Below are 10,611 nucleotides of genomic sequence, written 5' to 3' on the forward strand. Positions count from 1 at the left end.
AGCCAGACCCCACTTCGCGGACACGCCCTAGTCCAGGCCGTACGACAGGAGGGCCACCACGGATATCGCCGCGATCGTGCCCACCAGCATCAGGACGCCCGCGACGACCGTCACGACGGTGAGAGCGCGCTCCGCCTTGCTGGGTTCCACCGGTCCGGCGCAGATCTGCTCGTTGGTCATGCACCCAGGCTGCCCAGTGGTGGCGCGGTGCGATATCCGTACAGGTACTCAGGTACGCCGAATCGGGGGCGGCGCCCGGGTGTTCAGGCTGTGGCCTCGCGGAGCGCTCGGCGGCAGAGGGTGTCGGCTCGGCGGGTGGTTTCCGGGAGGCGGTAGGTGGGGGACAGCCTCAGGGTGTGGGCGCAGGCCGTGGGGAGGGTGACTCGGTGGCCCACGGAGACGAAGACCGGTTTGACGTTCCGCTGGGTGCGCAGCGCTCTGCCCACCTCTTCGGTGTCGTCCGCCAGGAGCGGGGTGGAGTCGCCTCGTTCCGGGCCCGGTTCGTCGTACGTGAACAGGAACGGGTTCTTCGCCACACCGATCACCGGCAGGCCGGTGACGACGCCGAGGTGGCTGGCGAGGCCGAGGCGGCGGGGGTGGGCGCGGCCGTAGCCGTCGCAGACGATCAGGCCGGGTGGGGAGGAGAGCGCCGCGAGGGCGGCCAGGACCGTCGGGATCTCGCGGAACGCCAACAGCCCGGGAACGTAGGGGAAGGTGACCCGGCCGACCGCGGTCGCCTCGTCCACCACCGCGAGGGTCGCGGCGTCCAGCACCACGGCCGCCGCCGCGACGACGTCACGTTCGTCGTCGTACGCCACGTCGACGCCGGTCACCAGGCCCGTGCCGGGTTCCGGTCCCGGCTCGTCCAGGACGACCTGCCCGCGCAGTTCGTCCTGGAGGGCGCGGGCCGCCGTCTCGTCGGCGGGCATTCCGAACGGTGTCATGATCCGCGTCATGACCGGCCATATTAGGGCGTGACCGGAGGCGGTTGGTTAGTCTGGTGATCATGTTCGTACTGGAATTGACCTACACCGCGCCCGTCGAGCGGGTGGACGCCCTGCTGACCGCCCATGTGTCGTGGCTCGACGCGTTGTACGACTCCGGGGTCTTCCTCGCCTCCGGCCGCAAGAACCCCCGCGACGGCGGCGTGATCCTGGCCGTGGGCGGCGACCGCGCGGAGATGGAGCGGCTCGCCGCGACGGATCCGTTCGTGACCGGCGGGGTGTGCGCGTACCGGATCACGGAGTTCACCGCGACGAAGACCGCCCCCGCGCTCGCCTCGTACCGCGAGGAACTGCCCGGTTAGTCAGGTAGTCCGGCGGGGGGCCTATCGCCCCCCGCAGGACCGGCCTCAGCGCCTCTCCGATGTCAGCCGGGCCACCCGGCCCTTCTCCCCCGCCGCCCAGCAGCCCAGGTCGGCGGTGCAGTCGACGGTGTCGTACGAACCGGTGTCGACCGTGCGCCACGTGCGCCCGGCGTCCGTCGTCAGGTCCGTCCCGGTCGGGCCGACGGCGAGGGCCGCGGAACGGCTGTACGGGAGCCACGCCACGCCCGAACGGTAGGCGGGCGGCGGGGTCGTGGCCTGCCGCCAGGTGCGGCCGCCGTCCCCGGTGACCGACGCGGCGCGCGGTGACGCCTGGTCGGCGCGGTAGTCGCCGCCGACCGCCAGACCGTGCTTCCGGTCGCGGAAGGCGAGGCCGAACACGCCCCGCGCCGGATCACCGGCCGGGAGGGTGGAGTCGGTGACGGTCCAGTGCAGACCCCGGTCGGCGGAGTGCAGCACCCGCGCCGTCGCGGCGCCGCCGGTGGCCAGCCAGACGTCCTTCGGCCCCGACGCGACCAGGCACTGCCCGCTCGCCGCGAACCCCGCCTCGCCCGGCAGGGCGGGCGGCATGCCCGTGTCCGGCAGGACCTTCCAGGACGCACCGCCGTCCTGGGTGGACAGGATGCGGAACTTGCCGTCGACCGGGTCGCTCATGGCAAGCCCGTGCCGGCTGTCGAAGAACGTGACGCAGTCGTAGAAGGCGCGGGCGTCGGTGTTGCGGAAGGACTCGGTCCAGCTCCTGCCGCCGTCCTCCGTACGGAAGATCCGGGACGCCTCGCCCTCCCCGATCGCCAGCGCCACCGCGCGCCGCCCGTCGAACGCCTCGATGTCCCGGAACTCCAGCTCCGCCTCCGCCGCGCCCGCGGGCGACACGTCACGCCAGGTGCGGCCTCCGTCGGAGGTGCGCAGCACGGTGCCCGCCGAGCCGGCGACCCAGGCGCTCGTACGGCTGACGGCGGCCAGGCCGCGGAACCGCGCGTCGGTCCCGGTGTCGGTGAGACGCCAGTCGAGCGCCCCGCCCGCGTGTGACGCACCGTCCGCCCGTCCGGCCGGCCGTGACGCGCCGTCCGCCTGGGCCGGTACGGCGAGCGCGGCCACGAGTGCCGTACCGCTCACCCCGACTGCCAGTCCCGCCAGCACCGTTCGCCGCAACTTCCCCATGGGTCTCATGGCGCTGGAAGCTAGCCCACCCGCCCGGTGCCGTCCAGAGCAAGCCTTCCAGGCGGCGACGGCCCGCGCCGCCGAAGAGGTGACGCAGGTCACTCTCGATTTCGAGCACGGATCGGGTCTCCCGGCCGTCTTCCAAGTAGCAGGCGACCGTTCGCGGTCGATGTCAGATCCGTCGAAGGGGAGCACGCCGTGTCACCCGTCATCGAACAGGCCGTGCAGGCCCGGCTGGTCGCGTCCGTGCCCCGCATGGAGACCGTCCCCGCGACGCTGCACTACGACCAGGGGGACCCCTTCGCGGTGCGGATGGCGTTCCCACCCCCGGCGACGCTGGAAGGCACGGACGTCACCTGGGAGTTCTCCCGTGAGCTGCTGGCGCTCGGGATGACAGAACCGTGCGGGGTGGGGGACGTGCGCGTACGCCCCTTCGGGTACGGGAGGACGGTCGTGGAGTTCCACGCCCCGGAGGGGACGGCGATGGTCCACCTGCGGACGTCGGAGCTGCGCCGCTTCCTGGAACGTACGCAGGGGCTGGTGCCCGTCGGCCGCGAACACCTCTACCTGGACCTGGACCACGACCTCAAGGTGCTGCTGCGCGACGCCTGCTGAGGCCCCGTGGCGCGCGGCGCCACCGTGAGCCCACCGACCGGCAGTGGCCTCACGGTCCGGAGAATCCTGACAGAAGGTGTCCGGATGGCTGGCTAGCGTCGGCCTCATGCCTCAGCACATCGTCATCACGGGCGCCCGTGAGAACAACCTCCGTGACGTCTCCCTCACCCTTCCCAAGAACCGGATCACGGTCTTCACCGGCGTCTCGGGATCCGGCAAGTCGTCGCTCGTCTTCGGCACGGTCGCCGTGGAGTCGCAGCGTCAGTTGAACGAGACCTTCCCCTCGTTCATCAGGAACCGGCTGCCCCGGCACGAGCGGCCCCGGGCCGACGCCGTCGACCACCTCTCGGTGGCGATCGTGGTCGACCAGAAACCGGTGGGCGGCAACGTCCGCTCGACCGTCGGCACGATGACGGACATCCACCCGATCCTCCGGGTGCTGTTCTCCCGCCACGGCACCCCGAGCGCCGGCGCGGCAAGTGCGTACTCCTTCAACGACCCGTCGGGGATGTGCACGGCCTGCGACGGGGTCGGCCGGGTGGTGCGGCTCGACCTCGATCGGGCGATCGACTGGTCCAAGTCGCTCGACGACGGGGCGCTGCTGCTGCCGGGGCTCTCCGTGGGCAGCTGGGAGTGGCAGCTGTACGCGCGCTCGGGCCGCATCGACCCGGCGAAACCCCTGAGCCGGTTCAGCGCGGCCGAGCGGGAACTGTTGCTGTACGGGGGCGGCTTCAAGGTCCGGGTCGACCTGTCGAGCGGCTCGGCGGACACCCGGTTCGAAGGGCTCGTCACCCGTTTCACGCGGCTCTTCCTCAACCGGGACACCACCGGTCTCTCCGAGCGGCGCAAGGAGGCGGCGGCGCGTTTCACCGTGGAGCGGCGGTGCGAGGAGTGCGACGGGGCCCGGCTCAACGAGGCCGCGCGCGCCACCCGGATCGGCGGCCTCACGATCACCGACCACACGCGGATGGAGGTCGCCGACCTGGTCGGGGTGCTGGCGGCGCTGGACGACCCGGTGGCGGCCCCGGTCGCGGCGGCGGCGCGGGAGCGGCTGGAACGGCTGACCGGCATCGGGCTCGGCCACCTCAGCCTGGACCGCGAGACGACCACGCTGTCCGGCGGCGAGGGGCAGCGCCTCAAGGTGGTGCGGCACCTGGGGAGTTCGCTGACGGGACTCACCTACATCTTCGACGAGCCGAGCGTGGGCCTGCATCCGCGCGATGTCGGCCGGCTCAACGATCTGCTGGTGAGGCTGCGCGACAAGGGCAACACCGTGCTGGTGGTGGAGCACGACCCGGACGTGCTGGCGATCGCCGACCATGTCGTGGACATGGGCCCCGGCGCGGGCGCGGACGGCGGCCGGGTGGTGTTCGAGGGGCCCGTGGAGCTGCTGCGGGAGGCCGATACGCTCACCGGCCGCTTCCTGCGCCGCCGTACGACCGTGAAGGAGTCGGTCCGCTCCCCCGCCGGCTGGTCCGCGGTGACCGGCGCCGCTCTGCACAATCTCAAGGGGATCGACGTACGGTTCCCGACCGCGGTGCTCACCGTCGTCACCGGTGTCGCGGGGTCCGGGAAGTCGACTCTCGTCTCCGAGGTGTTCACGGCGGCGTATCCGGAGGCGGTTGTCATCGACCAGGGCGCGATCACCGCCTCGTCCCGGTCGACGCCGGCCTCGTACCTCGGTGTCATGGACACCATCCGCACGCTCTTCGCCCGGGAGAACGGCGTCGACCCGGGGCTCTTCAGCTTCAACTCCACCGGCGCGTGCCCGGAGTGCGCGGGGCGCGGGACCCTCACCACCGACATGGCCTTCATGGATCCGGTCACCACGGTCTGTCCGGTCTGCGAGGGCCGGCGCTTCCACGCCGGCGTACGGAAACACCTGCTGCGGGGGCGGTCCGTCGTCGAGGTGCTGGAGATGACGGCGGTGGAGGCACTGGAGTTCTTCGAGGAGAAGCGGCTGCGCCGGCCGCTTCAGGCGCTCAACGACGTGGGCCTGACCCATCTGCCGCTGGGCCGGGCGCTCAGCACACTCTCCGGCGGTGAGCGCCAGCGCATCAAGCTCGCCACCCAGCTGCACCGTACGGGCGGTGTGTACGTCCTGGACGAACCCACCACCGGACTGCACCTGGCCGATGTGGAGACGCTGCTGGCACTGCTGGACCGGATGGTCGACGCGGGGAACTCGGTGATCTGCGTCGAGCACCACCTGGAGGTCGTCAAGCGCGCGGACTGGGTGATCGACCTGGGCCCGGACGGTGGCAGACACGGCGGCGAGGTCGTCTTCGCGGGCACGCCGGAGGGGCTGCTCGGCCATCCCACCTCGTTCACCGCCGCCCACCTCCGGAAGGATCTGGCACATCCGTAGCACCGTGGGGCATTCCATCGCGGTGGTACGGCGGGTCATGATGGGCGCGACCGGCCCCGTCACGCATCGGGCCCTTCACGAACCGGACCCTTCACGGACCTGGAGAATCGCCCGTGCCCAGCAGGAAAGCCTTGATCCGCCGTCCAGGACCGCGCCTCACCGAGGGCCTGGTCACGCATCTCGAACGCGTCCCCGTCGACACCGAACTGGCCCTGCGGCAGTGGGAACGGTACGTCGAGACACTGCGCGAGCACGACTGGGAGACGGTCGAGGTGGCACCGGCCGACGACTGCCCGGACGCGGTGTTCGTCGAGGACACCGTGGTGATGTTCCGGAACGTGGCGCTGATAGCCCGGCCGGGCGCCGCCTCCCGCAGGCCCGAGACCGGTGCGGTGGAGGAGGAACTGGGGCGGCTCGGCTGCTCGGTGAACTGGGTGTGGGAGCCGGGCACGCTGGAGGGCGGTGACGTCCTCAAGATCGGCGACACGATCTACGTGGGGCAGGGCGGGCGGACGAACGCGGCCGGCGTGCAGCAGCTGCGGGCGGTGTTCGAGCCGCTGGGCGCGCGCGTGGTGGCCGTACCGGTGAGCAAGGTGCTGCACCTCAAGTCCGCGGTGACGGCGCTGCCCGACTCGACGGTCATCGGGTACGAGCCGCTGGTGGACGTGCACTCGGTCTACCCGCGTTTCCTGCCCGTCCCCGAGGAGGCCGGGGCGCACGTGGTGCTGCTCGGCGGCGGGAGGCTGCTGCTGGCGGCGAGCGCGCCCAAGACGGCGGAGCTGTTCACCGATCTCGGGTACGAGCCGGTGGCGGTGGACATCAGCGAGTTCGAGAAACTGGAAGGGTGCGTGACCTGTCTCTCGGTGCGGCTGCGGGACCTCTACACCTGAAGACACCCGAAGACACCTGAATCGGCGTCCGCGCCTCAAGCGGCATCGGTCACTCCCTGAGAGCGGAGGGCGGGCCCGGAACGGCGGAACAGAGGCACCTTCTGCCGGTAGATCCGTATTTGTTCACCAGTTCGTCCCCGCAGGTCAGCACCTCCGGGACGGTCCGTGGTTCCCGAGGCTTGGCCTCCGGCTTACCGTGGCTTTAACCTACGGTCTCGTAACCTACGAATCCGTAGGTAATATCTCCCGTCCCCAGGAGCACCCGTGACGATCACCTCTCCCCACCTCGGCAGTTCGGACGCGTGGACCGACGCGCGACTGCTGTACGCGCTGGAAGAGGTCGTGGAGAAGGAACTCAACCGTCATCTCAAGGTGGCAAAGGACTGGATGCCGCACGAGTACGTCCCCTTCTCGGACGGCCGCAACTTCACCGGGATCTTCGAGGACGGTGAGGCCTGGGACCCCGCTCAGTCCAAGGTCACCGACATCGGCAAGATCGCTCTCGTGGTGAACCTCCTCACCGAGGACAACCTCCCCAGTTACCACCACGAGATCGCCTCCCTCTTCGGCCGCGACGGAGCGTGGGGCACCTGGGTGCACCGCTGGACCGCGGAGGAGGGCCGGCACGGCATCGTGATGCGCGACTACCTGCTCACGTCGCGGGCCGTCGACCCGGACAAGCTGGAGCAGTTCCGGATGACGCACATGTCGGAGGGCTTCACGTCCGACAACCGCCACTCGATGCTGCACTCGGTGGCGTACGTGGCGTTCCAGGAGCTGGCGACCCGCGTCTCGCACCGCAACACCGGCCACCAGTCGGGCGATCCGGTCTGCGACCGGATGCTGGCCCGCATCGCCACGGACGAGAACCTGCACATGGTGTTCTACCGGAACCTGCTGGGCGCGGCCTTCGAGATCGCCCCCGACATGACCATGCAGGCCGTGCGTGACGTGGTCGTGGACTTCCGCATGCCGGGACACGGCATGCCCGGCTTCGAGCGCGCGGCCGCGCAAATGGCCATAGGTGAGATCTACAACATGCGGATCCACCATGACGACGTGCTCCAGCCGGTGCTCCGCTACCTCAAGGTCCTGGACATCGACGGGCTCGGCCCCGAGGGTCTCAAGGCGCAGGAGGAGCTGGGGCTGTACATGGGCGGGCTGGACCGCGAGGCGAGCAAGTTCGACGAGAAGCTCGCCGCCCGCAAGGCGCGGATGGCGGCGCGCGCCGCCGGCTGATCCGGGGCCGTTCGTCTGTCGCCGGCCACTGCCGGCCGTTCGTCTGTCACTACTGCCGGCCGGGCGTGTTGTCACGCCCGGCCGGTGGGGTGGGCTCGGTATAAGGCGGCGGTGGCGGGGTCCGGTGTCATGCGCGGTCTCTGCGCAGGCGCTGGCGTTCCTTCTCGGAGAGTCCGCCCCACACGCCGAACCGCTCGTCGTTGTCGAGCGCGTACGACAGGCAGGCCTCGCGGCCTTCGCACGCGCCGCAGAGCTGCTTGGCCTCGCGGGTGGAGGAGCCGGGGGCGGGAAAGAAGAAGTCCGCTCCGGTCTGGGCGCACAACGCGCTCTCCTGCCAGGAGAGTTCACGTTCCAGGCTGATGACGCCGCTCGTGGTGGTACTGGTCCCCGTGGTGTTGATCGACATGGACCACAGGCTGCCGTACGGCGATAAACATCTGATGGACGAAAGATCGCCGACGGGGCCGGGCGGCCGGGACGGCCGCGTCCGCCGCTCGGGGTCAGATCGCCGGCGTCACACCCTGCATGACCGCGAAGGACGCTCCGTACGGATCCGTGAGCTTCGCGAACCGGCCCACGCCGTCCAGCTCGACCGGTGGTGTCCGGACCGTACCGCCGAGGGCCCGCGCCCTCGTGACTGTAGCGTCGCAGTCCGTGACCGCGAAGTAAAGAAGCCAGTGTGGATCACTGTCCGCCTCGGTCGGATCGGAGCCGAGCGGGACGAAGCCCCCGAACATGGCGTCCGAGCCCTGGCCCGCGGGATTGACCATCCGGTACGTCCCGTTGCCGCCCGGGATCGGCGTGCTGATCGCCTCCCAGCCGAAGACCGCGCTGTAGAAGCTGAACGCGGCGTCCTCGTCCGGGGTGTACAGCTCGCCCCACGTGAGAGCGCCCGGCACGTTGACCAGGTCGAGGCCCTTGTTGCCGCCGGGCTGCCAGACGGCGAAGCCCGCGCCCGCCCGGTCGGTGAAGACCGCCGTCCTGCCGAGGTCCATGACGTCCGTCGGCGGGAACACGACGGACCCGCCGCCCTCCTCGACGGCCTTCGCCGTGGCCTCGGCGTCGGGCGTCTGGAAGTACAGCGACCAGGCAGCCGGCGCCTGCCCCTCCGGGATCGGCATCACCCCGGCGACGGTCCCTCCGCCCAGCTGGAACATGCCGTAACCGCCGGTGTCGGGCCCCGCCGACACGTGCTCCCAGCCGAAGACGCCCCGGTAGAAGTCGATCGCCCCCTCCCGGTCGGGTGTGGCGAGATCGGTCCAGTTGGGAGAGCCTGTGACAAACGGGGTGGTGAGCATGGCGTGCGCTCCTTCATGGGGTCCCTCGGGCCCCGGGGCCTGCTGTCCTCTCCCGGGGGCCTGTTTTCCGAGTCTCCTCCCGATGCCGGGTGACCGCACCGCGCCCGTACGCGATAACCGCACGACCGTGCGTTCAGTAGACTGGACGGATGAGCGGCACACGGACGGACGACACACGGACGGACAGAGCGGCGGCCGGGAGCGGCGCCGGGCGGGCAGGACGGCCCGGGCGGGCCGGGCCCACGGACGGGCGCGTCGAGCGCGGGAACCGGACCCGTCGGCTGGTGCTCGACCGGACGATGGACGTGGCGTCGGTGGAGGGGCTCGAAGGCCTCTCCCTGGGCCGTATCGCGACCGAGCTGACGCTGAGCAAGAGCGGGGTCTTCGCCCTCTTCGGCTCCAAGGAGGAGCTCCAGCTGGCGACGGTACGGGCGGCCGTCGACGTCTACGTCGCGCATGTCGTACGACCCTCGCGCGAGCTGCCACCGGGGGTGGAGCGGGTGTGGGCGCTGTGCCACAACTGGCTGCTGTACTCCGCGAACCGTGTCTTCCGCGGCGGCTGCTTCTTCTGCGGTGTCTCGGCCGAGTTCGACGCGCGCGGTGGCCCGGTGCACGACGCGATCGCCAAGGCCCGCGCGGAGTGGGTGAGTTACGTCGAACGCACCCTGAACGCCGCGCGGCGGGCGGGCGGTCTGGTGGCGGACACCGACGCGCCCCAACTGGCCTTCGAGATCATCGCGTTGATGGAGGCGGCCAACGCGCGGTCCGTACTGCACGGCGAGACGATCGCGTACGAGCGCGCGGGCAACGCCATCCTGCACCGGCTGCGCGGTATGGCGACCGACCCCGGGGCGCTGCCCGAGGGGCCCGGGGATATCAGGGTTCCGAAGACGGCGTGACCCGGGCGGTGCCGGGACCGGTACGGGGGCGGCGCCCCCGCACGAAAGAGTGAATCGTTCCCCGGACGCCCCCTGTTCGGCCGCCGGAGGCAGCACTGTGCAGGGGGTGTCCGGGGGAACCAGCTCCGCACCCGCCACACCGGCACAGGGGAAGGGGTGGGAGTGGCACACACCAAGGGGCGGCTCCCGGTCTCGCTGCGGGACCGGGCGCGTTACCGGTTCGACCGTACGCTGGCCCGCAGCACCGGCACACTGATGGGCTGGCTGATACTCACCTGCCTGGCCGTCGTCGTGCCGGTGAGCGTACTGCTGGTGTGGACGGACCCCGAGTCGCCGGATTCGGTCTCGGGCCGGCTGACGGCGGCGTGGCGGACCAGCGCGGAGACGCTGCGGCTGGGCGCGATCTCCGGGACGCCGCTGCGCATGGTCCTGTCGGCGCTGCTCGGACTGGTCGCCCTGCTGTGCGTGTCGACCCTGATCGGAGTGATCACCAACAGCCTGGCGGAACGGATGGCGGAGTTGAGCCGCGGGCGGTCGACGGTTCTGGAGCACGGCCATGTGCTGGTGCTCGGCTGGTCCGACCAAGTGACCACGGTGGTAGGCGAGTTGGTGGCGGCGCAGGCCCCGGGCCGGTCCCGGGCCATCGTCCTGCTCGCCGACCGGGACAAGACCGGGATGGAGCAGGCCCTGGCCGCCCGGGCCGGCCGCGCCCGGCTCATCTGCCGCAGCGGTCCGCCGAGCGACCCCGCCGTACTGGCGCTGGTCAGCCCGGGGACGGCGAGCACCGTGCTGGTGCTGCCCCCGGGCGGGCCGGCGT

Annotated in this window: 11 protein-coding genes and 1 pseudogene; 7 read left to right on the plus strand and 5 right to left on the minus strand. The window is 71.1% G+C overall.

Going from position 1 to position 10,611, the window contains the following annotated elements; all coding sequences use genetic code 11:
• Positions 1-27 precede the first annotated feature (27 nt).
• Together GT042_RS32730 and GT042_RS32735 are read right to left on the minus strand one after the other, a co-directional pair.
• On the minus strand, positions 28-180 hold the full coding sequence (locus GT042_RS32730) for a hypothetical protein (RefSeq protein ID WP_161312314.1): 153 nt from the start codon (positions 178-180) through the stop codon (positions 28-30).
• Positions 181-263: 83 nt separating this feature from the next.
• On the minus strand, positions 264-956 hold the full coding sequence (locus GT042_RS32735; RefSeq protein ID WP_161312315.1) for an endonuclease V: 693 nt from the start codon (positions 954-956) through the stop codon (positions 264-266).
• A gap of 50 nt (positions 957-1,006) precedes the next feature.
• Between GT042_RS32735 and GT042_RS32740 the strand changes: the two genes are divergently transcribed.
• Positions 1,007-1,306 (plus strand): YciI family protein, encoded by a 300-nt coding sequence (locus GT042_RS32740; protein ID WP_161312316.1) that lies wholly within the window; start codon positions 1,007-1,009, stop codon positions 1,304-1,306.
• A 45-nt stretch (positions 1,307-1,351) separates the two neighbouring features.
• Here the strand turns inward: GT042_RS32740 and GT042_RS32745 are convergent, their stop codons facing one another.
• On the minus strand, positions 1,352-2,494 hold the full coding sequence (locus GT042_RS32745) for a YCF48-related protein (RefSeq protein WP_161312317.1): 1,143 nt from the start codon (positions 2,492-2,494) through the stop codon (positions 1,352-1,354).
• Between the two features lie 189 nt (positions 2,495-2,683).
• Here GT042_RS32745 and GT042_RS32750 point away from each other — a divergent pair, with 189 nt between their 5' ends.
• From GT042_RS32750 to GT042_RS32765, 4 genes are all read left to right on the plus strand, one after another.
• Positions 2,684-3,100 (plus strand): SsgA family sporulation/cell division regulator, encoded by a 417-nt coding sequence (locus tag GT042_RS32750; RefSeq protein ID WP_161312318.1) that lies wholly within the window; start codon positions 2,684-2,686, stop codon positions 3,098-3,100.
• Positions 3,101-3,206: 106 nt separating this feature from the next.
• Positions 3,207-5,468: an excinuclease ABC subunit UvrA gene (locus GT042_RS32755; RefSeq protein ID WP_161312319.1), complete on the plus strand. Its 2,262-nt coding sequence runs from the start codon at positions 3,207-3,209 to the stop codon at positions 5,466-5,468.
• Between the two features lie 113 nt (positions 5,469-5,581).
• Positions 5,582-6,358: a dimethylargininase gene (gene ddaH, locus GT042_RS32760; RefSeq protein ID WP_161312320.1), complete on the plus strand. Its 777-nt coding sequence runs from the start codon at positions 5,582-5,584 to the stop codon at positions 6,356-6,358.
• A 264-nt stretch (positions 6,359-6,622) separates the two neighbouring features.
• On the plus strand, positions 6,623-7,597 hold the full coding sequence (locus tag GT042_RS32765) for an acyl-ACP desaturase (protein WP_161312321.1): 975 nt from the start codon (positions 6,623-6,625) through the stop codon (positions 7,595-7,597).
• Between the two features lie 127 nt (positions 7,598-7,724).
• On the opposite strand, the gene GT042_RS32770 is transcribed toward GT042_RS32765, so the two are convergent.
• Both GT042_RS32770 and GT042_RS32775 read right to left on the minus strand, forming a co-directional pair.
• Entirely contained in the window at positions 7,725-8,003 is a 279-nt protein-coding gene (locus tag GT042_RS32770; RefSeq protein ID WP_161312322.1) for a WhiB family transcriptional regulator, read from the minus strand.
• Positions 8,004-8,097: 94 nt separating this feature from the next.
• Positions 8,098-8,895 (minus strand): VOC family protein, encoded by a 798-nt coding sequence (locus tag GT042_RS32775; RefSeq protein ID WP_161312323.1) that lies wholly within the window; start codon positions 8,893-8,895, stop codon positions 8,098-8,100.
• 149 nt (positions 8,896-9,044) lie between these two features.
• Here GT042_RS32775 and GT042_RS32780 point away from each other — a divergent pair, with 149 nt between their 5' ends.
• Positions 9,045-9,794, plus strand: coding sequence for a TetR/AcrR family transcriptional regulator (locus GT042_RS32780; protein WP_161312324.1), 750 nt, complete (start codon positions 9,045-9,047; stop codon positions 9,792-9,794).
• 162 nt (positions 9,795-9,956) lie between these two features.
• Positions 9,957-10,611: pseudogene (locus GT042_RS32785) on the plus strand (NAD-binding lipoprotein); the annotation flags it as partial.

Source organism: Streptomyces sp. SID3212 (genome assembly GCF_009865405.1).
Taxonomy (GTDB): Bacteria; Actinomycetota; Actinomycetes; order Streptomycetales; family Streptomycetaceae; genus Streptomyces.

What these genes read in the sequence shown, in the direction of transcription:
- GT042_RS32735 (WP_161312315.1), bottom strand. Translation starts at nt 956, where the DNA reads ATGACGCGGATCATGACACCGTTCGGAATGCCCGCCGACGAGACGGCG.
- GT042_RS32745 (WP_161312317.1), bottom strand. Translation starts at nt 2,494, where the DNA reads ATGAGACCCATGGGGAAGTTGCGGCGAACGGTGCTGGCGGGACTGGCA.
- GT042_RS32775 (WP_161312323.1), bottom strand. Translation starts at nt 8,895, where the DNA reads ATGCTCACCACCCCGTTTGTCACAGGCTCTCCCAACTGGACCGATCTC.
- GT042_RS32780 (WP_161312324.1), top strand. Translation starts at nt 9,045, where the DNA reads ATGAGCGGCACACGGACGGACGACACACGGACGGACAGAGCGGCGGCC.
- GT042_RS32770 (WP_161312322.1), bottom strand. Translation starts at nt 8,003, where the DNA reads ATGTCGATCAACACCACGGGGACCAGTACCACCACGAGCGGCGTCATC.
- GT042_RS32755 (WP_161312319.1), top strand. Translation starts at nt 3,207, where the DNA reads ATGCCTCAGCACATCGTCATCACGGGCGCCCGTGAGAACAACCTCCGT.
- GT042_RS32730 (WP_161312314.1), bottom strand. Translation starts at nt 180, where the DNA reads ATGACCAACGAGCAGATCTGCGCCGGACCGGTGGAACCCAGCAAGGCG.
- GT042_RS32740 (WP_161312316.1), top strand. Translation starts at nt 1,007, where the DNA reads ATGTTCGTACTGGAATTGACCTACACCGCGCCCGTCGAGCGGGTGGAC.